This window comes from Micromonospora sp. NBC_00860, assembly GCF_045207375.1.
In the GTDB taxonomy this organism is placed as follows: domain Bacteria; phylum Actinomycetota; class Actinomycetes; order Mycobacteriales; family Micromonosporaceae; genus Micromonospora; species Micromonospora vinacea.
The window spans coordinates 2,205,794-2,228,044 of record NZ_CP108825.1; the positions used below are offsets into that span (position 1 = coordinate 2,205,794).

Consider the following 22,251-nt stretch of genomic DNA (forward strand, 5'->3'; position numbering starts at 1 on the left):
TCGGCTGGGCCGGTGTGCGATCGCCGAGGACGAGCGTCGTCGGCCGAAGTGGTCGCAGGTGGTGCTCAGGGCGCCAGCTGCGCGCGCAGCGCGTCGCACGACTCGATGCCCACCCCGGCGCCGATCCGGACGTACAACTCGCGGGCCGCCGCCAGATGGTTGAGGGCCGTCCGAGTGTCGTCGCGGTGCGCATAAGCTCGGGCGACCTCGTAGTGCAGGTGCGCCCAGTTGTGGTCCTCACCGTACTTACGGGCGAGGGCGAGCACGTCGTCTGCGCTGTCGATGACCTTGTCATGCTCGCCGAGTGCCAACCGGAGCCGGGCCATCCCGACGTTGAGGAACACGGCGGTCCGGTGGTCACCGTCCGCCGCGCAACGAGCCAACGTCTCACGGAGGAGGCCGCCGGCTTCGTCGAGCCGTCCCATGTCGATGAGGTGCAGCGCGAGCCAGCCCTGGAACCCGATGAGCGCCCAGACGACGCCACGTCGGCGTGCGAACGTCACCGCCTCGTTCAGGATGGCCTCGGCGGTGGGCGATCGGCGCGACACGGCGATGATGCTTCGGACGAAGAACATCGAATCCGTGAGTGCGTCGTCCGGCGCCGGGACCAGCCGGTATTCCTGCTCGGCCCTCGCCAGCTCCATCTCTGCGCGGTCCACGTCTCCAGAATGGAACAGCACCGAGGTGCGATGGGCCTTCAGCCGAGCGCCGTCGATGGGCGCGAGCTGGAACGGTGGGGCCAGCAGGGTCGACGTGTGCGCGAGGAAGTCGTCGAAGTGCCCGAAGGTGATGGCGAAAGGATAGAACGCCTGGAGCAGCTCCGCCGCAAGATCCACCTTTCCCTGGTTGAGCAGGTTGTGGATGCTGGTGAGGCAGTTCGCCCGGTCCCGGTCCCAGTCGCCCAGCTCGTAGCCGGTGCGCCAGAGCACGTCCGCCTCGATGCGGAGGTGCTCGGCCAGGGCCGGGACGTAGGCGTCACCGATCTGCTCCATCGTCATCGCCGACGTCACTGTGTCGAGCGAGGCCTTCTCCAACACGAACCGCTTGATGATGGGCAGTACCGAGTATCGGTCGGTCACCTGGTCGTAGCCGACGAGGTTGAGCGTCGACAGGACCGAGATGGTGCGGGTGATGTCGGAATGCTGCATTCCCAACCGGAGCAACGCGTTCTCCAGGAGGCGACTCGGAATGGTGCCGGGCGGATGGGCCAGCAGCCGGAGGGCGACGCTGCCCCCCTCGTCGGAGACGTGATCCACCGCGCTCTGGAAGAGGTATCGCAACATCTCGTCGTCGTCGAGTTCCGGACCCGGCGCAAGGTGAGGAGCGCCCGAGGCCAGTCGGCCGACGAGCCACTGAACGGCGAGCGGGATGCCTCCGGACGTCTCGGCGATCCAGTCCACTGTGGTCGGCGGACGGCTCAGGTGACGTCGCTCAAGTTCGGACCGGACAAGCTCGGCGGACTGCCCCGGGTTGAGCGGTTGGAGGCTGACCCGCCGACGTACGTCCACGCGTCGACGGCTCGTGATCAGGATGGAGCACGACTGCGGAAGGTCGCGCAGATACGGAAGAATCCGGGTGTCGGCGACGGTCTCGAAGTTGTCGAGCACCAGCAGGCAGGACATCTCCGCCAGGGCCGCGACGACGCCGATCGCACGCTGCGGCGGCGGTAGCCGAAGCAGGTCCCGTCGATCGAGTGTGATCGCGATGGTGGTCGTGAGGTCGGCCAGGTCGGAGGTGCTCGTCGCGGTGGGGACCTCGCCGCTGGTCTGCAGGATCGTGGTGCGGGCAGACAGCCAGATGATGGTGTCGTACTGGTTGCTGTGCAGCATCTCGTGCGAGATGTGCAGAGCGAGCGTTGTCTTGCCGGCGCCGGCCGTGCCCTCGATCAGGAGGATCTCCCCGGTGCGCTGGCCGAGGAAGGTCCGTAGGTAGGCCAGTTCGGAGTCTCGGCCGATGAGGCGGCTGGTCGTCATCCGCGGCAGGTTGTGCAGCGCCGTGCGACCGCCGGTCGAGGCCGGTCGCAGTGGCGCGGGTGAGGACGGCGTCGCCGGGCGGGCGCTGGCCGCTGGTCTCACTGCCCCGAGAATTTCGTTCCGCAGGTCCAGGTAACCCGGGTCCGTTGGCGAGGATGGTCGGATCACTGTCTTGTGCGAGCCGGGGAGGATGCCGTGCGAGCGGAAGTGCCCGTATGCCGACGCTCGGAGCACGATGCCGTCGCTCTCAGCGGCAAACGCGATGAGCGGGATGGGGCAGGAGTTGGGTGACACCCGATCGGCCTTGTCCACCTGGGACACCACGTGCCGGTGGATGTCCGCGATCTCCTCGTCGAGCGGACGCAGCCTGCGCTCTTGAGCGTGCGGGAAGAGCCACCCCACGCTTCGACGTGGAGTCAGGAAGATGCCCGATCCACCGTTGGGGCATGCGATCAGCACCATCTTCTTGATGACCGTCAGCTTCTCCGCCTCACCGCCGGCCAACATCCGCGACAGGAAGGTCTGGAGGACCAGCCCGCCCTGACTGTGGGTCACGAAGATGATCTGCTCGTATTCCTCCCGGTATCGGAGGAATCGAGTGCGCAGTTTATCGGCGACGGTCCGATATGTCGGAGTTCTAGTGAGGAATCGATTTCCGATGAGACGCGTCTCGTATTCAAAAGTTTGGTAATCGACCCTGCCTGCGACTTTCTCATCTGCCTTGAGGAGCTCGATCAGGATGTCCCACGCCTGCGGGCCGCTGGCGATGCCGTGGATGAAGATGAGCAGAGTTGGCTTCACGAGCAGCAGCTCCCACCGGCGTTGAGGGATTTGCAGATCTGGGCAGAGCCATTCGGCGGCGCTTCGACATCATGATATTCGGCTGCTTCACATTCGCGCGCGTCGGCCATGCCTCGCAGTGCAGCCGCAGATGTTGATCTAACGTGGATCATAAACTCGCTGGTCGAGACGCTGATGGCGGCGGTCGGGATGGGAATTGCGCTCGACGGAAGTGCTGAATCGCGACAGAATCATCGAATGTCCGTACCGTCCCTCCTGCGCTGGCAGTTCGACCTGACGTGGTCGCTGTTCGAGTACCACCTTGAGCGACTCGATCCCGCCGACTTCCTCTGGGAGCCGGCCACCCACTGCTGGTCGGTGCGGCAGGGCGCGGACGGCACCTGGACCCCGGACTGGGCCGACACCGAACCCGACCCGGTCCCGGTGCCGACGATCGCCTGGCTCACCTGGCACGTCGGCTGGTGGTGGACCGTGGCAATGGACCACCTCCGGGGCGAACCAGCTCGGCAACGCACTGCCGTTGCCTGGCCGGGGGCGGGCGAGCCGAGTGTCGCCTGGCTGCGTGACCTGCGCACCGAATGGCTGGGCCTTCTCGACCAGCTCGGCGACCGCGACCTCGACCGCGCCGCGACGTTCCCCTGGCCGGACGGGACCGACCACACCGTCACGCACACGATCGGTTGGGTCAACGCCGAGCTGATGAAGAACGTCGCGGAGATCGGTCAGCTCCGGCTACTCCGCGCCGCACAGACCGACCGGGACACCCCGGCTGCTCGTCTCTAGCCCCACGTCGAGGAGGCGACGACTGCCGCCGACGGGACGACGTGCAGTACTTTCGCCACACGGAGTGCCGTGACGGAGCTGGAGGCGCCGTGCTCGATGTCCGGTGTGTCGAGTGCGACGCGGAGCTGCCCGTCGGTGCCGCCCGGGGGCGCCCGCGCCGCTACTGCTCCCGGCGCTGCCAGGCCCGCGCGTACCGCAGGCGTCGCGAGCACGGCCCCACCAGCACCCCGCGTCGGCTACCGGACCTGCCCACGCCGACCGGCGGCGACCCGCGCCACCGATTGGTCACCCTCGCGGTCGAGCTGGCGGACGCCGGCGGCCTGGACGCCGTCTCCATGCGGGTCCTCGCCCAACGCTCCGGCATGCCCGCCCACGCCCTGTACCGGCACGTCCGGAACCGGGCTGACCTTCTCGCCGCGATGGCCGAGCAGATCACCGCCACCCGCCCGCCGGGCACCGCGTCACCGCCGGGTGATCCGCGCCAACGGCTCGAACGGCTGGCCGGGGACGAGTGGGCGATGTACCGCCGCCACCCCTGGCTGCTGGCCGTCCTCGCCACGGACCGGCCGCCGACCGGGCCGGCGGTACTCGCCATGGTCGACCGGGTGGTGGCGGCGTTCACCAGCGCCGGATACGACCCGGCCGAGGCGTTCCGCGCCTACCTGGCACTCAGCGGCTACGTCCAGGGCATGGCCCTGCTCATCCCGTGTGACCCCGCCGACACCACCTACCACGCCTGGTGGTCGGCGACCCGCACCCGGCTGGAGCGGACCGGCCGTACCCGGGAACGACAGTGGCTGGCCGCCGCCGGGCAGACCAGACCCGACACCGCCCTGGACACCTGGTTCCAGTTCGGCCTGCGCGGGCTGCTCGACGGCCTGTTACGCGGCCCCGCTGGGTAGGGTGGCCGGCGTGCCGCTACTGGTGAAAGTCACTCAAGACAATGTGGAGGCCGCGTGCCGGGTGAGCGTGCGGCCCGACCAGGAGAAGTTCTCGTCTCCGGTCGCCTGGTCCCTCGCCGAGGCGTACGTGCAGCCCGGTATCGCGTGGCCGCGTCTGATCGTCGAGGATGACGAGATTGTCGGCTTCCTGATGGGCTTCTTCGACATCGTGTGGGATCCGGCCCAGCCGGACGACAGGCGCTCGGGGCTGTGGCGGCTGAACATCGCCGCCGAGCACCAGGGCCGGGGGTACGGCCGCTTCGCCGTGCAGGCCGTCCGCGACGAGGCCCGCCGACGGGGGCACGACCGCGTCTACACGACGTGGAAGCCGGGGCCGGACGGCCCGGAGCGGTTTTACCTGAAGCTCGGCTTCCAGCTGACCGGGGAGACCAGCGAGGACGAGGTGGTGGGCGTCCACTCCACCCACTGAACGGGCGTCACCGACCACCCCGGACCGAGTGATCAGCAGTGCGGCGGGGCCTGCGTACGATGCGGGGTCGAGTTCCCCTCGTCGCGGCGGAGGTATCGGTCAATGGCAGGCCAGCACGAGGGTTTCGCTCTCGGCGTCGACCTCGGTACGTCCAACACAGTCGCGGTGCTGCGCTGGCCGGACGGGCGGACCCGTCCGCTGCTGATGGACGGTCAACCCCTCAGTCCGTCCGCCGTCTACGCCGACCCGGACGGCACCCTGCACACCGGTTGGGACGCCCGACGGTTGGCGCAGGCCGATCCGGCCCGGTTCGAGGCGAACCCGAAGCGTCGGGTGGACGAGCCGACAGTGCGGCTCGGCGACCGTGCGTACCCGCCGGCCGACCTGCTCGCCGCGGTGCTGGCGGCGGTCGCCCGGGCCGCGGTGGGCGCTGTGGGTTTCCTGCCCCCGGCCGTGGTCACCTGCCCGGCCGCCTGGGACGCGACGCGGCGGCAGGTCCTCGCCGACGCGCTGCTGCGGGCGGGCTGGCCGCAGGCGGCCGAGCACACCCTCGCCGGGCCGACACCGCCCGGCACCCGGCTGCTGCGGGAACCGGTGGCCGCCGCCCGCTACTACACACAGGTGCTGCACCGTCCGGTGCCGGTCGGCGGGGCGATCGCGGTGTTCGACTTCGGTGGCGGAACGCTCGACGTCGCGGTGCTGCGCAACGAGGGCGCGGACCCCTGGGGTGACTCCGGCTTCAGCGTGGTCGCCGACGGTGGCCTGCCCGACCTGGGCGGCCTGGACCTCGACGCCGCGCTGGTGCGGCGAGTCGGCGAGCTGGTCGGTGAGCGGCACGCCGCGCAGTGGGCCCGGCTCACAGGGCCGGCGGATCCGGCGCAGCGCCGCGACCAGGTCCGGCTCTGGGACGAGGTACGAGGCGCGAAGGAGACCCTGTCCCGGTCTTCGACCGCCCCGGTCGCGGTGCCGGGGGTGGCCGAGACGATCCAGCTGACCCGGGCGGACGTCGAACGGGTGGCCACGCCGCTGCTGAGCCGGGCCGTGCAGCGGGCCCGGGAGGTGATCGCCGCCGCCGGCCTCAGCCCCGATCAACTCGCCGGGCTGTTCCTCGTGGGAGGGTCGTCACGGATCCCGCTGGTGGCCCGCATGCTGCACGCCGAGCTGGGGATCGCGCCGACGGTGCTCGACCAGCCGGAGTTGCCGGTGGCCGAGGGCGCCCTGACCGACCTTCCGCTGCGGAAGGCGCTGCCCGCCCCGGCGTACGCGGGAGCGCCGCTCGCACCACCCGCGCCGGCTCCGGTGAGCCCGCCCGCCCCGGCCGGAGCGCCCGCGCCGGTCGTACCGTCGCAGCCCTGGCCGGGGGCGACCCCGCCGGCGGGCCCGCCGCCCGGGCCGGGACTGGCCGGCGCCACCCCGACCCCGCCGGGCGGCGCGACCCGCTGGCGGCGGGCGCGCTGGGTGGTGCTCGGCGCGGTGCTGGCCCTGGCTGGGGTGGCCACCGCGGCGACGCTCTACCTGACCCGGGACCGCTACCCGGATCTGGAGTTCTCCTCGCTGCACGAGCTGTCCCGGCCGTCGGCCGGCGCCGAGCGGCCGGTCGACATGTGGACGGCGGTGCTCGACGACCGGGCCTACCTCGCTTTCCCGCTGCCGGACGACCGGTTGGAGGTGGTGGCCGTCGACGCGGGCGACGGCCGCGAGGTGTGGCGCAAGCAGACCGACGTGCGCGCCGACGACTGGAAGGCGATCATCGCCGTCCCCGGGGCGGTCGCGGTCCTCGCCGACGCGCCCGGCGACAGCACCCCCCGACGGCTGGCCGTCCTCGACGGTCGTACCGGCGAGCAGCGCTGGCAGCGCGTACTGCGTGGTGACGACGACGTCTACTTCGCCGACGACACGGCGGTGCTGGTGGACCGGGCCGCTGACGAACTGGTCGGCCTACGCCTGACCAACGGTTCGGCGAAGTGGACCGAGCCCAACCCCCGCGGCCAGTACTCCGGTGGCCGTACCGTGGTCCGGCCGGTCGGCACCGACGCGGCGGCGGGCGGGCCGGCCTTCCTCGACGGCACGCCCCGCAACCCGTGGACGAGCAAGGGGCGGCGACTCGTCCAGGTGGGTGCGGACCGGTCGGTGCGGCTGCTCGACATGGCCTCCGGCGCGGTGCTGCGCCAGTGGGGCAGCGTCGCCGACCTCGACGACCTGGTGGTCGCCCACGAGGACCGCCTGTACGTGGCCGCCAACGAGGGTGGTTACCAGTTGCTCGCGTACGACCTGGGTTCCGACGCCGAACCGGTGGTGCTGCACCGGTCCGGGAACGACGCGTACCGCCCGAAAGAGCTGGTGGCCTGCGGTGAGCGGCGGGCCTGCCTGTTGCAGGTGCCGGACAATGACGTCGCCCGCACCGAGGTGGTGGCGGCCACCGAGGGCGAGAGCATGACCAGCTGGGCGGCGCCGGGCGTGACCGGCCTGGTTGCCCTGGGTGAGCAGGTGCTCGCCCAGCGGGAGTTCCCGGAGCCGACCGTCACGGTCTTCGACGCCGCCGGCAAGCCGGTGCTGCGGGACCGGGGCGGGGTGGCGGTCCGCCTCGACGCGGGCAACCTGCTGGTCTTCGCCAAGGCGCCCAGCGTGGTCGCTGACAACCGGGTGCTGGCCGGCGTGTGGGCCGAGTCCGGGGAGGTCGACGAGTTGGGTGAGCTGAAGGACGTGCGTAGCTCGTCCTGCTCGTGGAACACCCACATGATCGTCTGTGGCGCGGAGAAGGACTTCGTGCTGTACCGCTTCACCGACGACTGACGTCGGCGGCCCATCGGTCGGCTCGTACGATGCTCCGGTGAATCTTCGAGGTACGGTCCGCGCCGATCGTCCGTTGGTGGTTCTTGCGGTGGGGGAGGAGGCCCGCTACCTGCCGCCCGAGCTGCCGGTCCTGCTCACCGGCATGGGCAAGGTGAACGCCGCCAGCGCGGTGGCCGCGGTGCTGGCCGCCGGGCCGCGTCCCACCCTGCTGCTCAACCTGGGCACGGCCGGCGCGTTGCGCCCCGGGTGGGCCGGCATCCACGAGGTCGCCACAGTGCTCCAGCACGACCTGGACACCGACCTGCTGCGCACGCTCACCGGCGAGACCTACGGGGCGCCGCTGTCGCTGGCCGCCGAGGGCGCGGTGCTGGCCACCGGTGACACCTTCGTGGCCGACGACGCGGAGCGGGACCGGTTGGCGCAGCGGGCCGACCTGGTCGACATGGAGGGGTACGCGGTGGCCTGGGCCGCCGCGCAGGCCGGCGTGCCGTGCCGGCTGGTCAAGCAGGTCAGCGACGAGGCGGGGGAGGGCGCGGCCCGGACCTGGCAGGAGTCGGTGGACGCGTGCGCCCGGGACCTCGCCGAGTGGGCCGGTCGACACTTCGGCTGAGCGTCGGGGTCAGTCGTCGGATTGCCGCATCCGCAGGCCCGGTGTGGTCTCCCGGGCCGCTCCGGGAATCACGATGTGCGCCGCCAGCGTGAGCGCCACGACTGCGGTGACCAGCAGCGGCGGCCAGCGGCCAGCCCACGGCAGCGTCAGCAGCGGCAGGGGGAGGCAGAGCATTCGCCGCCACGGCACGAGCATGGACACCAGCACTGTGAACAGGGCGCGGCCGATCACGAACAGCGCCGGGCCGCCCAGGATCAGTAAGAGCCACGCCACCGGTGTGGTGCCGGTCGGCCGGGTCACGACCAGGTCGAACGAGGCCGCCGTGGCGACCACCCCGGCCAGCATCACCAGATGGGTGTACGGAGCCACCCGCGCCGGCCGGCCCGACTTCGGCCCGGCCCCAGCCTCCAGCAGCTCGCCGGCCCGGAAGACGTAGACCTGCCAGAGCAGCAACATGATGGCGAACGCGCAGAACAGCGCGGCGACCCGGAGCCCGGCCAGCGGGCCCCGGCTGACCTGCAAAGTGGGCACCAGGATGATGTCGCCGAGGGCCAGGATGATGAACTGCTGGTACCGCTCGCCCAGATGCGCGGTGGTCCGCTCGTACTGCTCGAAGGGCACTCGGCCCAGCCAGGGCGTGGGGTAGCGGGCCGCCGCGGAGAGCAGGTCGATCGCGATGGCGATGGTCCAGAGGGTCCAGTTCACCGTGCCGGACACCGCGCCGGTGATCCAGAAGATGCCGGACACCACGAACCAGAAGAAGAACCGGGTGGCCCGGACCATGGCCGCCCGATGTCGCTGCCGGTACAAGGTCGTGACCAGGATGATGCCGCGGATCACGTGCGTGGCGACGTAGGAGATCGCGAAGACCATCGCGTGCCCGTCGGAGACCATCGGCAGCGATGCCGCCATCCCGACCGAGCCGACCATGGCCGCCATGAGGATGGTCTGGATGGGGCGCTGCTGCGGGTCGTAGAACTCGGTGGTGGTGGAGGTGACCGACCAGGTCCACCAGATCGCGGTCAGCATCAGCAGGACCATCGCGGCGCCGGACCAGTTGTGGCGTTGCGCGAGCAGGGTCGAGGTCAGCGCGAGCGAAGCCACGAAGACCACGTCGAAGAGCAACTCCAGCAGCGTGGCCCGGGTCGAACCGTCCGGCCGGCGTACCAGCGCCGCGGTGCCTCCGGTGGTCATGCCCGGCCTCCCGCCGTGTCTCCGAGGATTATCGGCGGCGCCAGCGCGGCCCGTCCCCGGATCGGCGATTCCCGCCCGTCGGGCAAGGGCGGCCGTAGATTGCCACGGCGAGCGCCGGTCGACACTCTGGCTGAGCGTGGCGGGTCAGTCGGCGGGTTGCCGCAGCTGCAGGCCCGGCGTGGTCTCCCGGGCTGCTCCGGGAAACAGGATGTGACCGGCCAACCCGAGCGCAACGATCGTGGCTACCAGCACCGGCGGCCAACCACCGGCCCACGGCAGCACCAGCAGTGGTAGGAGCTGCCAGGCAACTCGCCGCCACGGCAGGACCCACGACACCGCCATGGTGAAGAGGACGCGGCCGACCACGAACAGCGTGGGGCCGATGATGATCAGGACGAGCCACGGTACCGGCGTCGTTCCGGTCGGCCTGGTGACGACCAGGTCGAAGGCGGCGGCGGTGCAGGCCACGCCGGCCAGCAGGACCAGATGGGTGAACGGGGCCAGTCGCGTGGCCCGGCTCCCGTGGGACCCGGCCGCCACCAACAACTCGCCGGCGCGGAAGACGTAGATCTGCCAGAGCAGCAGCATGGTGGCAAAGGCGCAGAGCAGGGAGGCGAGCCGGAGGTGGTCGAGGTGGCCCCGGCTGACCTGCAGCGTCGGCAACAGGATGATGTCGCCGAGGGCCAGGATGATGAACTGTTGGTACCGCTCGCCCAGGTGCTCGGTGGTCCGCCCGTACTGCGCGAGCGGCACCCGGCCCAGCCGGGGTGTGGGGTAGCGGGTCGCCCCGCCGACCAGGTCGATCGTTATGGCGATCGTCCAGAGCCCCCAGTTCGGGGTTTCCGACAGCGCGCCGAGGACCCAGAAGACGCCGGACACCGTGAACCAGGAGAGAAACCGGGTGGCCCGCTCCCTGGCCGTCCGGTGCCCCTGCCGGTGCAGGGCGGTGACCAGGATGATGCAGCGAATCACGTGGTTGCCGACGTACGAGATCACGAAGAGCAGCAGGTGCCCGATGCTGACCATCGGCAGCGATGCCGCCATCGCCACCGACCCGACCATGGCGATCATCAGGATGGCCTGGATCGGGCGTTGCTGCGGATCGTAGAACTCGGTAGTGGTCGTGGTGACCGACCACGTCCACCAGACGGCGGTCAGCATCAGCAGCAGCTTGGCGCCGCCGGACCAGGAAAGCTCTTCGGACAACAGTTTCGATGTCAGTGCGAGTGCGGCCACGAAGACCACGTCGAAGAGCAACTCCAGCAGTGTTGCCCGGGTCGACTGGTCCAGCCGGCGTACCAGCGCCGCATTCCCTTTGGTGGTCATGCCTGGCCTCCCGCCGCGTCTCCCGGGGAATTATCGGCGGCCCCGACACGGGCCGTCCCCGGATCGGCGATTCCCGCCGGTCGGGGAAGGGGACGACCGGAGGTTGCCACGGCGTCGGACGCCGGGCGATGCTTGTCCGCATCCATAAATCTCGATCTCTTCGGAGGTTCGGATGCGCCGCTCCCCGCTGGCCGCCCTCGTCCTGACCATCCTGCTGCTCGTCGCGCCCGGCGCGGCGCAGGCCGCCGTCCCCGACCGGGCCGCCGCGCCCGCCGCCGACACGGCGGCCACGCTGACCGGGGTACGCACCCCGGGCACCGCCTGGGGACTCGACCCCGCCACCGGCCGGATGACCCTCACCGTCGACGACAACGTGGCCCCCAGCGAGCTGGCCGCACTGCGGGCGGTGACCGACCGGGCCGGCGTGCTGCTGCGCCGCGAACCCGGAACGTTGCGCCCCCTGATCGCAGGCGGACAGGGCATCTACGGCGGCGGTGGCGCGCGCTGCTCGCTCGGCGCGAACGCGCGCAGCGGCAGCACCTACTACGTGATCACCGCCGGGCACTGCACCGCCGCCGCCACCACCTGGTACACCGACAGCGCCCAGACCACCGTGCTCGGCACCCGCACCGCCACCAGCTACCCCACGAACGACTACGGGCTGATCCGCTACACCGGGCGGATCGCCCACCCGAGCGCTGTCTACACCTATCCCGGCCTGCTGACCATCAACGGCCCCGGCAACGCGTACATCGGTCAGGCCGTGTGCCGCAGCGGCAGCACCACCGGGGTGCGCTGCGGCACCGTCACCGGTCTCAACCAGACCGTCAACTACGCCACCGGCGTGATCTACGGCCTGATCCGCACCAACATCTGCGCCGAGCCGGGGGACAGTGGCGGCCCGCTCTACGTGGCCTCCACCGGCACCATCCTCGGCATCCTCTCCGGCGGCACCGGTAACTGCACCGCCGGCGGCACCACCTACTACCAGCCGATCGCGGAGGTGCTGGCCGCGTACGGGCTGACGTTGCCCTGAGCGTGGAGGTGTGACGTACGACGGGTTGCCCGTCCCGCGCGGGACACCTAGGCTCGGCGACGCCCAGGACCCCCGCCGCGAGGACGTGTGCCCGATGCCGACCGACTCCCGACCGGACCAGGCGAGCGTCCCGGCCGGCCTTCCATCGGTCGAGGTGGCCGCGGTGGGGGAGACGATGGTGGTGCTCTGCCCCGCGCCGGGTGAGCCGTTGGAGCACGCCGAGCGGGTCGCCGTGTCGGTCGGTGGCGCCGAGTCCAACGTGGCCGGTTACCTGGCCCGCCTGGGACACCGGACGAGTTGGGTGAGCCGGGTCGGCGACGACCCCTTCGGTCGGGCCGTCATCCGACACGTTGCCGCCGCCGGCGTCCGCGTCGACCAGGTGTGCGTGGACCCGACCGCCCCCACCGGCCTGTACGTCAAGGACCCCGGCCCGGAGGGGACCGCCGTGCACTACTACCGGGCCGGGTCGGCGGCCGCCCGGATGGACCCCGCCACGCTGGCCGACCCGGCGCTGGCCGGTGCCCGGGTGCTGCACCTGTCCGGAATCACCCCGGCGCTGTCCGCCTCCTGCCGCGCGCTGGTCGAGCACGCGGTGACCGACCGGCCGCTGGGGGGGTCGCTGGTCAGTTTCGACGTCAACCACCGGGCCCGGCTGTGGTCCGCCGAGCAGGCCGCGCCGGTGCTGCGCGACCTCGCCAACCGCTGCGACCTCGTCTTCGTTGGGCAGGACGAGGCGGAGACCCTCTGGGGCACCACCGACCCGACGGCCGTACGCGAGCTGTTGCCCGACCCGGAGACGGTGGTGGTCAAGGACGGCGCGGTGGGCGCCACCGCGCTGGTCCGCGACGCCGAACCGGTCTTCGTGCCCGCGCCCCGGGTGACGGTGGTGGAGCCGGTCGGCGCCGGAGACGCCTTCGCCGCCGGCTACCTGGCCGGGCTGCTGCGCGACCTCGACCCAACGCGGCGGTTGCGCCTCGGTCACCTCGTCGCGGCCCAGGCGTTGACCAGCAGCGGCGACAACGCCCCGGTCCCGCCGTGGGCCTGGTTCGAGAAACTCGTCGACGCCCCCGCCGACGCCTGGTCCCCGCTGGACCTGACCGACCTGGCGGCGACGACCTGAGTCGGGCCGCCGGGTGGCGACCCGACCAGCAGCAACAGTCCCAACGCGACCTCGGATGGAGTGCACCATGACCACACCGGACTTCGACCACATCTTCGGCGGCGCCCGGGTGATGGCGATCCTGCGCGGCCTGCCGGTCGCCGAGACCGTTCGGCTCGCCGAGCGTGCCTGGAATCTCGGCATCGACGTGGTGGAGGTTCCGGTGGCCACCGCCGACGCGGTGCCGGCGCTGCGGGCCGCCGTCGAGGCGGGGGCCGAGCGCGACCGGATCGTCGGTGCCGGCACCGTGCTCGACGTCGAACAGGTCGCCGCGGCGGCCGACGCGGGCGCCCGGTTCACCGTCGCGCCCGGCCTGGACCTCGCGGTCGCCGACGCCGCCGCCGCGCGTGGCCTGCCGCACCTGCCCGGCGTGGCCACCCCCACCGAGGCCCAGCAGGCGTTGCGGCACGGCCTCACCTGGCTCAAGGCGTTCCCCGCGATCTCCCTCGGCCCGGCCTGGTTCAAGGCCGTGGCCGGCCCGCTGCCGCAGTTGCGCTTCGTCGCCACCGGCGGCCTCGACGCGGGCAACGCGGGCGCGTTCCTGCAAGCGGGCGTACGCGTGGTGGCCGTCGGCTCCGCCCTCTCCGACCCCACCCAACTCGACGCCCTCGCCAAGCTGACCCGCTCCTCCCTCTAGCCCCCGAAGCCCCCCCCAGCCGCGATCTTGCGTTTTCTGTCCCGACGAAGGTCGCGAATCGGGGCACATCGGTGACCGTAAGTGCAAGATCGACGCGGGTGGTGGGACGCAACGTCGGGCACGCGTGGCGGGGTTGCGCCATGGCGTAAACGCGTCGGGGTGCGGGGCGCGGTGGGGGTGGGCTTTACGTCGATGCTGTGGTGCGTACCACTTCTCGACACAAAGAGGTCATCGTGACTCTGTCTCACCGGCGCCGCCGATCCGGGCTGATCGCCCTCGGTGCCGCCCTCACCCTGGCGGCCGGGTTCACCCCACCCGGCGCGGGAGCGGCCGCCGCCCCGCCGAACAATCCCGGCCGCCCGGCGGGCCAACCCCCGGCCGCCGCCGGACGCGCGTCCACCGTCACCCTGATCACCGGTGACACGGTCACTGTCACCACTGCGGCGGACGGCAGCACGGTGTCGACAGTGCGCCGGCCGGACGGCAGCACCCCGAGCTTCCACCGCACCGTGCGCGACGGCGACACCTACGTCTACCCGGACGTGGCCCTGTCGTATGTGACCAGCGGGGTGCTGGACCGGCAACTGTTCAACGTCACCGACCTCATCGCCGACGGCTACGACGACGCGCACACCGACGCGCTTCCGCTGATCGTGACGATGACCGACGCGGCGGCCCGCAACCGCACCCGTCCCGCGGTGGACGGCGCCGAACTGGTCCGACAGTTGGACAGCGTGCAGGGCGCGGCGCTGACCCGCCAGCGCACCGCCGCCGACCGGTTCTGGACCGCGCTCACCGCCGGTTCGACCCGGCGTACGGGTGCCGCCCCGACCCTGGCCAACGGCATCGCGAAGGTCTGGCTGGACGGCCGGGTGCACGCGGACCTGGCCGAGTCCACCGCGCAGATCGGCGCGCCGAAGCTGTGGGCCGAGGGCAACACCGCCAGCGGTGTCGACGTCGCGGTGCTCGACTCCGGTGCGGACGCCGAACACCCGGACCTCGTCGGCCAGATCGCCGAGTCCAGCAGCTTCGTGCCCGAGGAGCCCGACATCCTCGACTACAAGGGCCACGGCACGCACGTCGCCTCGACGATCGCCGGCACCGGCGCCGCGTCCGGTGGCGCCGAGCGGGGAGTTGCCCCCGGCGCCCGGCTGCACATCGGCAAGGTGCTCAACAGCGAGGGCAGCGGACAGAACTCGTGGATCATCGCCGGCATGGAGTGGGCGGCCCGCGAGCAGAAGGCCCGGGTGGTCAGCATGAGCCTGGGCGGTGAGGCCACCGACGGCAGCGACCCGATGAGCCAGGCGGTCGAGCGACTCAGCGCCGAGACCGGCGCCCTCTTCGTGATCGCCGCCGGCAACAGTGGCCCGGCCAGCATCGGCAGCCCGGGTGCCGCCAACTCCGCGCTCACCGTGGGCGCCGTCGACAACACCGACCACCTCGCCGACTTCTCCAGCCAGGGGCCGCGTGCCGGCGACGGCGGGCTCAAGCCCGAGATCACCGCCCCGGGCGTGGACATCCTGGCGGCCCGCTCCCACTTCGTGCGGGGCGGCTCCGGCGACTACACGCTGATGAGCGGCACCTCGATGGCCACCCCGCACGTGGCTGGCACGGCCGCGCTGGTCGCCGCCGCGCACCCGGACTGGACCGGTCAGCGGATCAAGGAAGCGCTGGTCAGCACGGTCAAGGCCACCCCCGAGTACACCCCGTACCAGGCGGGTGCCGGCCGGGTCGACGCGGTCGCCGCCGCGCACGCCACCGTCTTCGCCACCCCGAGCGCCTACTCCGGCTTCCAGGCGTGGCCGCAGCAGCCGGGCACGACCGTCGACCGTACGGTCACCTACACCAACGTCGGCAGCACGCCGGTGGCGCTGAAGCTGGCCCTCGACGCGGCCACCGCGCCGGCCGGCCTGTTCGCGCTCTCCGCCGACCGGGTTACCGTCCCGGCGGGTGGCACCGCCACCGTGACGGTGACCGCCGCGTACGACAAACTGCCGGTGGAGAAGCAGGTCAGCGGCATGATCGTCGCCACCGACGACGCCGGTGCGGTGCGCGGCCGCACCCTGATCGGCGCCGGCAAGGAGGGTCAGCGGCAGAACCTGACGCTGGTCGCCAAGGACCGGGACGGCAAGCCGCTCGTCGGCAAGGTCATCCTCACCACCGACACCCTGTTCACCGCGGTGGACCTGCCCGAGAGCGGCACCGCCACGCTGCGGCTGCCGGTGGCGAGCTGGAACGGTTGGATCTCCGCGGACGTGCGCGGCGCCCACGGGCCGCACTCCAAGGGCATGGCGATGCTCAGCTTCACCGACGTGAACCTGGACCGCGACCGCACCGTCACACTGGACGCGCGGGCCGCCCGACAGGTGCAGGCCCGGGTGCCGCAGGAGGCCACCGCCAGCGCGTTGCGGATGGACATCCACCGGTCCACCAAGAACGGTCTCACCGAGAGTCAGGTGCTGCCCGACGACTCGTACGACAGCATGTGGGCGTTGCCGACGAGCCGTCCGGTGACCGACGGCGAGTTCGAGTTCGGCGCCCGGTGGCGGCTGGAGCAGCCGGCCCTGACCGTCTCGGCGGGCGGACACTCGTACGACGATCTGCTGGTGAAGCGGGCGACCCCGGCGTTGCCGGCCGGTCGTCGCCAACTGGACGCGGTCTACGTCGCCGACGCGTCGGCGGCGGGGCTGGCCAAGCGGCCGGTCCGGGACCGGGCCGTGGTGGTGCGGCGCAGTGACAGCGTGGACATCGCCACCCAGGCGCAGGCCGCCGCGGCGGCCGGGGCGAAGCTGCTGCTCGTGGTGAACGACGGCGTCGGTCGGCTCCAGCCGTGGGACGAGGCGGCGTGGAGCCCGGAGAGCCCGGCCCCGGTGACGGTGGCGACCCTCGGCGCCGACGAGGGTGGGCAGCTCATCGCCGCGCTGGAGCGCGGCGCGGTGCGGCTCACCGTCGAGTCGCACCCGGAGACCAGCTACCTGTACGACGTGGCGCACCACTGGACCGGCACGGTGCCGGCCGACCCCACCTACCGGCCCACGAAGCGGCAGTTGGCCCGGGTCGACGTGGAGTTCCGCAACTACCGGCAGGGCAAGGCGCTGGAGTTCCGCACCGACGTCTGGCGCGGCTGGGCGTCGAGCAACCAGGAGCCGGCCCAGGCCCAGGGCCGGCGCACCGACTGGGTGAGCGCCGACCAGCGGTGGATCGACGACGCGTTCATCGCCGGCGAGACCGGTCAGCACCTGATGGCGGTGACCACGTACCCGGCTGGCAAGCCGAGCGCCGTCACCTGGTTCGGGCCGATCCAGCGACCCCGGATGGGCGGCAACTACGTGCCGGTCCGGTACCTGGACACTGTCTACCTGCCCGCGCCCGGGTGGGGCGACGGGGGCGGCCACATCGGTGAGGCGTACGCGAACTACGACATGGTCAACCGGACCACGCTCTACCAGGGTGACCGGGAGCTGGACTGGGGTAACGCCGAGTACCTCCAGGTCTCCGGGCTGGCGTCTCAGCGTCTGCCGTACCGGCTGGTGGTGGAGAACGACCGGGCCGCCTGGACCAACCCGTACTCCCGGCAGACCCGCACCGAGTGGGGCTTCCACTCGGCGGTCACCGGGGAGGAGTCGACCGAGGTGCTGCCGATGATCCAGCTGGACTACCAGGTGGCCATCGACTCCGCCGGCAAGGCGTCGCGGCGGGCACCGCTGACAGTTGTCGCCTCCCACCTGCCCGACGTCACCGGCACGATCGGCGCGGTGAGCGTCGAGGTGTCCTACGACGACGGGGCGACCTGGCAGAAGCAGCGGCTGACCCGGCACGGCGACGGCTGGCGTACCTCGTTGGCCGCACCCGCGAAGGCCAGCTTCGTGAGCCTGCGCACCACCGCGCGGGACACCGCCGGCAACACAGTGAGCCAGCACATCACCCGGGCGTTCGGCCTGCGCTGACGCCACTGGGCCCGGCCGCCGCCGGGGTGCCTCCCGTACCCCGGCGGCGGCCGGCGCCGTGCCAAGCGTCAGCCGTTGGCGCTCGGTGCCGTGCCGGCCGTCAGCCCGTCGTCGCCTGTCGGTCGAGGAAGAGCAGGCGGGCCCGCTTCTCCGGCAGGTCGATCAGCGGCCCGAGCCGAAACCCGGTGCGCAGCAACCGGTCGACGGCCCGGGCGTTGCGGGCGTCGGGCTCCATCAGAACCCGCAGCCGCCGCGGATCGGCGAGGACGAAGTCGAGGATCGCGCCGAACAGCGCACCGGTGAACCCCCGCTCGGCCGTCACCGGTGGCCCGATGAGCAGGTGGACGCCGATGTCACCGGGGCGTACGTGGTAGCACTCGCCGACCGGGTCGGCCTCGGGCTGGTAGGTCTGGGCCAGCGCGACCGGCACGCCGTCACGGTGCACCAGGTACGCGTGATGGGTGCTCAGCGAGTCCAGGTACGCGTAGATCTCACGCACCCGTTCGCGGCTCGCCTCCCGCATCCCCCAGAACCTAGCCCGATCCTGGGTGACCCACCCGTGCAACAGGTCGATGTCCTGGTCCGGTCGCACGGCGCGGATGGTGACCACCCCGAACCCGGTGACGTCGCCGCGGTAGAGCTGCTGATCAGTGTTCACTCGGCTCCTCAACGAGGCGGTCCCAGTCCGTCACCACCGGTAGCAGGTCCCCGGCCAGCCAGGCGGGGCTCTGGTCGTCGTGGTGCGGGTCACCGGGCACCCCGCAGGCGCCCAGGGGGACCACCCAACGGCTGTCCGCGCGGCGGGCCAGGTCCCAGACGAAGCGCGCCGCCGGCCCCCGGAAGCACCAGTGGGTCACCCCGGGCACGCTGGAGGTGGCCAACACGCAGTCGTGGTCACCGTCGAGCCGGGGGCCGGGCCCGGCGTCCGGGCCGGGCAGGGCCCGCCACGGCGCCAACCGGTGCAGGTCCCCCCAGGGCGCCGGCTCGGCCGCCGCGTCGCCGACCTCCTCGGCCGCCGCGCGTACCAGCGCGGTGACGTCCACACCGGGCAGCGGGGTCGCGCCGAGCAGGTGCTCCAGCGCGTGACCGACCCGCGGCGTCAGCGCCAGCCAGGGCGCGAACACCTCCGGGTACGCGGGCAGCTCGGTCAGCGCGGCCAGCGCCGGGTGGGAGGCGAACCGGCGTACGACAGCCGCCCGCAGGATGGCGTAGGTCGCCGCGTCCGTGCTGTCGGCGGCCATCCGGCGATCCCAGCGCAGCAGCCGTTCACGCAGCGCGGCGGCGGCCGGGCCGAGCCCGGTCACACCTTCCAGCACGCTCAGCAGCGGCCCGGCCGCGCCCAGGTACGTGTCGGTGTGCACAGTGGCCAGCTCGTCGGCCGTCCAGGCCGACCGGGCGTCGAGCAGCTCGGCGATGCGATGCGCCCGGTGCGGTGGGGCGAACTCCACCCCGAGCGGCGCCGCCAGCCCGCGCTCGTTGGCCATCACCGCCCGACCGACCACCTCGGCGCGGGGCATCGGCGCGTGCCAGCCCTGCCACCCGTACGTGGCGTCCCATCCGGGGACCACCCGCCGGCCGTTCTCCGGGTGCCGTACCGGGACCGCCCCGGCGACCCGGTGCAGCAGCCCTCCGGCGGTGTCCGCCGCCTGCACCACGTTGACCGGCTCCACCCAGTGCCGCAGCGCGTGGTCCACATCGGCAACGGTACGGGCGCGCAACAGCTCCGGCAGCGTCGCGAAACCGAGGTCACCCCGGACCCGGGGCGGGTAGCGCAGGCTGACGGCCGTCTCGTCGTCCGGCCCACCGGCGATCACCGGACCACGGTCGGTCTCCACCACCTCGACCTCGACCGGGTCGGCCCCGGCCACCTCGATCGTCTCGACGTGGCGGTGCGCCGGTTGCCAGCCGTCCGGGCCGAGCGCCTGCACCCGGGAGCCGTCGCGGCGCAGCCGCTCCGCGTACACGTCCTGGTAGTCGGCCATCGCGTTGGTGATCGCCCAGGCCACCGGACCGGTGTGCCCGAAGTGCGCGATGCCCGGCACACCCGGCACCGCCAGCCCGACCACGTCGTACTCCGGGCAGGCCAGCCGGATCTGCTGGTAGACGCCGGGATCCTCGATGAACCGGTGCGGGTCACCGGCGAGCAGCGCGGCCCCGGTGCCGGTGCGCTCGGCGGCGAGCAGCCACCCGTTGCTGCCGGCCACGGCCGGCCCGTCGGTGGCGAACAGGTCGACCGCGTCCGGCCCGAGCCGCTGCGCCACGTGCTCGCGCCAGAGCTTGCCGGGGAACCCCGCGAACAGAATGTGGTGGCCCAGCCAGACCGCCAGGGGTGTCCACGGCTCCCACCGACCCGGGCGCAGCCCGGTGGCGGCGAACTCCGGTGAGCGGGCCGCCCCGGCGGCGAGACCGGCGTTGACGCCGTCCACGTAGGCGCCCACCCACTCGGCGGTCGCCGGGTCCAGCGCCGCGTGGCAGCGGCGTGCGGTGTCGTCGAGCCGGACCTGCCGGACGAACCGGTCCCAGCCGAGCGCGTCCGGGCCGAGGAACGCCGCGCTGGTGCCTCGGGCGCGGTGCCGTTCCACCTCGATCTGCCAGGCCCGGTCGTACGCGGTCACCCGACCCTGCGCCGCCGCCAGCGTGAGCGGGTCGTCGGCCCGCAGGTGCGGCACCCCCCACGGGTCACGGAAACGCCGGGCACTGTGCTTGCCGCTCTGCTCGCTCACGCCGGCTCCGGGGCCAGGGTGGTGGTGCGGCGTCGGGCCGCGGGGACTACCAGCGGGGTGCCCGTCTCCGGGTCGTCGATCACCCGGCAGGGCAGCCCGAACACCTTCGCCACCAGGTCGGCGGTGACCACCGACGCCGGCTCCCCGGCGGCCACCACGCGTCCGTCGCGCATGGCGATCAGGTGGGTGGCGTAGCGGGCCGCGTGGTTCAGGTCGTGCAGCACCGCGACAAGGGTGCGGCCCTGCTCCTCGTGCAGCCGGGCGCAGAGGTCCAGGATCTCGATCTGGTGGGCGATGTCGAGGTACGTGGTCGGCTCGTCGAGCAGCAGCAGGGGCGTCTGCTGGGCGAGCGCCATGGCGATCCAGACTCGCTGCCGCTGCCCGCCGGACAGCTCGTCCACCGCCCGGTCGGCGAGGTCGTCGACACCGGTCGCGACCATCGACTCCTCGACCACCCGTTCGTCCTCGCGTGACCACTGCCGCAGCAACCCCTGGTGGGGGTAGCGTCCCCGGGCGACCAGCTCGGCGACGCTGATGCCGTCCGGCGCGATCGACGACTGGGGTAGCAGGCCGAGCGTACGGGCCACAGTGCGGGCCGGCAGGTCGTGAATGTCCCGTCCGTCCAGCAGCACCGCACCGGCGCTGGGCCGCAGCATCCGGGACAGTGCGCGCAGCAGCGTCGACTTGCCGCACGCGTTCGGTCCGATGATCACCGTGAAGGATTTGTCGGGCACCGCCACTGTCAGGTTCTCGGCGATGGTGCGCTGGTCGTAGGCGAGGGTCAGCGCGGTGCCGCCGAGCCGGGAATCGCCGGGTCGCATAAGTGCTCCTTCGAGGGCGTCACGGGTGTTCACAGCCGGCCCGCCCGGCGTTCCATCGCCAGCAGCCAGACCAGGTAACCGCCGCCGATCACGCCAGTCACCACGCCGACCGGCAGTTGGTGCCCGGCGAACGCGCGCTGCGCCACCAGGTCGGCCCCGACCAGCAGCGCCGCGCCGACGGCCATCGACGGCAGCAGGTTCGGGCCCGGGGCCCGGGTCAGTCGTTTCGCCACGTGCGGGGCGACGAGCGCCACGAAGGACACCGGCCCGGCCGCGGCCGCCGCGAACGAGACCAGCAGCACGGCGGCGGCGAGCAGCACCAGGCGCAGCCGGCGTACCGGCACGCCCAGGGCGCTGGCCGCGTCGTCGCCCAGCTCCATCATCCGCAGCGCCGGGGCGCAGCCGACGAGCACCAGCGGTGCCAGCACGACCAGGACGGCGAGCAGCGGCCCGGCGTTCGCCCAACCCCGCCCGTCCAGGCTGCCGGTGAGCCAGAGCACCGCGCGGGCGGCGTCCATCAGGGGCGCCCGGGTCAACAGGTAGCCGTTGACACCGGTCAGGATCGCGGCCACCCCGATGCCGACCAGGATGAGCCGGAAACCGTGCACTCCGCGTCGCCAGGCGAGCGCGTAGATCACCAGACCGGTGCCGAGACCACCGACGACCGCCGCGCCGGCCAACGCCAGGCTGCTGCCGCCGAGAACGACCACCACCAGCGCCCCGGTCGACGCGCCCTGGGTGAAGCCCAGGATGTCCGGGCTGCCCAACGGGTTGCGCACCAGCGACTGGAACACCGTGCCGGCGAGAGCCAACGCCGCACCGACCAGCAGGGCGGTGACCAGCCGGGGCAGGCGCAGGTCGAACACGATGAACTGCTCCGCCACACTGCCGCCGCCGGTCAGCGTGCGCAGCACGTCCGCCGGCTCCATCGGGTAGTCACCACTGCCCAGGGCCACCAGGCCGAAGCCGGCCGCGAGCAACGCCGCACCGACCCCGACGCCCAACGCGCGGGCCCGGAACCGCAACGACAACCCCCACGAAGTACGCAGAACAGTCACGCCATCGCTCCGCTTCGCT

16 protein-coding genes are annotated in these 22,251 nt (G+C 72.3%); 9 read left to right on the top strand and 7 right to left on the bottom strand.

The window, feature by feature from the left end; genetic code table 11:
- Positions 1-65: 65 nt before the first annotated feature.
- A complete protein-coding gene (locus tag OH804_RS09975; RefSeq protein WP_406064525.1) occupies positions 66-2,774 on the bottom strand; it encodes an NB-ARC domain-containing protein in 2,709 nt (902 codons plus the stop codon).
- A gap of 237 nt (positions 2,775-3,011) precedes the next feature.
- On the opposite strand from OH804_RS09975, the gene OH804_RS09980 reads away from it, so the two are divergent.
- The 5 genes from OH804_RS09980 to OH804_RS10000 all read left to right on the top strand — a co-directional run bounded on the left by OH804_RS09980 (position 3,012) and on the right by OH804_RS10000 (position 8,331).
- On the top strand, positions 3,012-3,557 hold the full coding sequence (locus OH804_RS09980; protein WP_406064526.1) for a DinB family protein: 546 nt from the start codon (positions 3,012-3,014) through the stop codon (positions 3,555-3,557).
- 89 nt (positions 3,558-3,646) lie between these two features.
- Positions 3,647-4,459 carry a TetR/AcrR family transcriptional regulator gene (locus tag OH804_RS09985; protein WP_406064528.1) on the top strand — a complete coding sequence of 271 codons (813 nt, stop codon included), beginning with the start codon at positions 3,647-3,649 and terminating at the stop codon, positions 4,457-4,459.
- A 10-nt stretch (positions 4,460-4,469) separates the two neighbouring features.
- A complete protein-coding gene (locus tag OH804_RS09990; RefSeq protein ID WP_406064530.1) occupies positions 4,470-4,928 on the top strand; it encodes a GNAT family N-acetyltransferase in 459 nt (152 codons plus the stop codon).
- A gap of 102 nt (positions 4,929-5,030) precedes the next feature.
- Positions 5,031-7,721: an Hsp70 family protein gene (locus tag OH804_RS09995; RefSeq protein WP_406064532.1), complete on the top strand. Its 2,691-nt coding sequence runs from the start codon at positions 5,031-5,033 to the stop codon at positions 7,719-7,721.
- Between the two features lie 37 nt (positions 7,722-7,758).
- The gene (locus OH804_RS10000; RefSeq protein ID WP_406064534.1) at positions 7,759-8,331 is read left to right on the top strand and encodes a nucleosidase; all 573 of its coding nucleotides are present in this window, start codon (positions 7,759-7,761) and stop codon (positions 8,329-8,331) included.
- Between the two features lie 9 nt (positions 8,332-8,340).
- Here the strand turns inward: OH804_RS10000 and OH804_RS10005 are convergent, their stop codons facing one another.
- Positions 8,341-9,525, bottom strand: coding sequence for a low temperature requirement protein A (locus tag OH804_RS10005; protein ID WP_406064536.1), 1,185 nt, complete (start codon positions 9,523-9,525; stop codon positions 8,341-8,343).
- A gap of 144 nt (positions 9,526-9,669) precedes the next feature.
- Complete coding sequence (locus OH804_RS10010; RefSeq protein ID WP_196923374.1) at positions 9,670-10,851, bottom strand: low temperature requirement protein A; 1,182 nt, start codon at positions 10,849-10,851, stop codon at positions 9,670-9,672.
- A 172-nt stretch (positions 10,852-11,023) separates the two neighbouring features.
- Between OH804_RS10010 and OH804_RS10015 the strand changes: the two genes are divergently transcribed.
- The 4 genes from OH804_RS10015 to OH804_RS10030 all read left to right on the top strand — a co-directional run bounded on the left by OH804_RS10015 (position 11,024) and on the right by OH804_RS10030 (position 17,630).
- Entirely contained in the window at positions 11,024-11,887 is an 864-nt protein-coding gene (locus OH804_RS10015; protein WP_406064538.1) for a S1 family peptidase, read from the top strand.
- 94 nt (positions 11,888-11,981) lie between these two features.
- A complete protein-coding gene (locus OH804_RS10020) occupies positions 11,982-13,007 on the top strand; it encodes a sugar kinase (protein WP_406064540.1) in 1,026 nt (341 codons plus the stop codon).
- Between the two features lie 67 nt (positions 13,008-13,074).
- Positions 13,075-13,683, top strand: a complete 609-nt coding sequence (locus OH804_RS10025) for a bifunctional 4-hydroxy-2-oxoglutarate aldolase/2-dehydro-3-deoxy-phosphogluconate aldolase (protein ID WP_406064542.1) — start codon at positions 13,075-13,077, stop codon at positions 13,681-13,683.
- 233 nt (positions 13,684-13,916) lie between these two features.
- On the top strand, positions 13,917-17,630 hold the full coding sequence (locus tag OH804_RS10030) for a S8 family serine peptidase (protein WP_406064544.1): 3,714 nt from the start codon (positions 13,917-13,919) through the stop codon (positions 17,628-17,630).
- A gap of 100 nt (positions 17,631-17,730) precedes the next feature.
- Here OH804_RS10030 and OH804_RS10035 read toward each other — a convergent pair whose 3' ends face one another.
- The 4 genes from OH804_RS10035 to OH804_RS10050 are packed head-to-tail and all read right to left on the bottom strand — an operon-like array spanning position 17,731 to position 22,232.
- A complete protein-coding gene (locus OH804_RS10035) occupies positions 17,731-18,288 on the bottom strand; it encodes a GNAT family N-acetyltransferase (protein WP_406064546.1) in 558 nt (185 codons plus the stop codon).
- Positions 18,278-20,353 carry a penicillin acylase family protein gene (locus tag OH804_RS10040; RefSeq protein WP_406064548.1) on the bottom strand — a complete coding sequence of 692 codons (2,076 nt, stop codon included), beginning with the start codon at positions 20,351-20,353 and terminating at the stop codon, positions 18,278-18,280. Before OH804_RS10040 ends, OH804_RS10035 begins: the two co-directional genes overlap by 11 nt.
- Positions 20,350-21,174, bottom strand: coding sequence for an ABC transporter ATP-binding protein (locus OH804_RS10045; RefSeq protein ID WP_406064550.1), 825 nt, complete (start codon positions 21,172-21,174; stop codon positions 20,350-20,352). Before OH804_RS10045 ends, OH804_RS10040 begins: the two co-directional genes overlap by 4 nt.
- A gap of 29 nt (positions 21,175-21,203) precedes the next feature.
- Positions 21,204-22,232 (bottom strand): FecCD family ABC transporter permease, encoded by a 1,029-nt coding sequence (locus OH804_RS10050; RefSeq protein WP_406064552.1) that lies wholly within the window; start codon positions 22,230-22,232, stop codon positions 21,204-21,206.
- Between the last annotated feature and the right edge of the window lie 19 nt (positions 22,233-22,251).

Coding starts and splice junctions, on each gene's coding strand:
- OH804_RS09980 (WP_406064526.1), top strand. CDS start 3,012: ATGTCCGTACCGTCCCTCCTGCGCTGGCAGTTCGACCTGACGTGGTCG.
- OH804_RS09995 (WP_406064532.1), top strand. CDS start 5,031: ATGGCAGGCCAGCACGAGGGTTTCGCTCTCGGCGTCGACCTCGGTACG.
- OH804_RS10005 (WP_406064536.1), bottom strand. CDS start 9,525: ATGACCACCGGAGGCACCGCGGCGCTGGTACGCCGGCCGGACGGTTCG.
- OH804_RS10010 (WP_196923374.1), bottom strand. CDS start 10,851: ATGACCACCAAAGGGAATGCGGCGCTGGTACGCCGGCTGGACCAGTCG.
- OH804_RS10015 (WP_406064538.1), top strand. CDS start 11,024: ATGCGCCGCTCCCCGCTGGCCGCCCTCGTCCTGACCATCCTGCTGCTC.
- OH804_RS10020 (WP_406064540.1), top strand. CDS start 11,982: ATGCCGACCGACTCCCGACCGGACCAGGCGAGCGTCCCGGCCGGCCTT.
- OH804_RS10025 (WP_406064542.1), top strand. CDS start 13,075: ATGACCACACCGGACTTCGACCACATCTTCGGCGGCGCCCGGGTGATG.
- OH804_RS10045 (WP_406064550.1), bottom strand. CDS start 21,174: ATGCGACCCGGCGATTCCCGGCTCGGCGGCACCGCGCTGACCCTCGCC.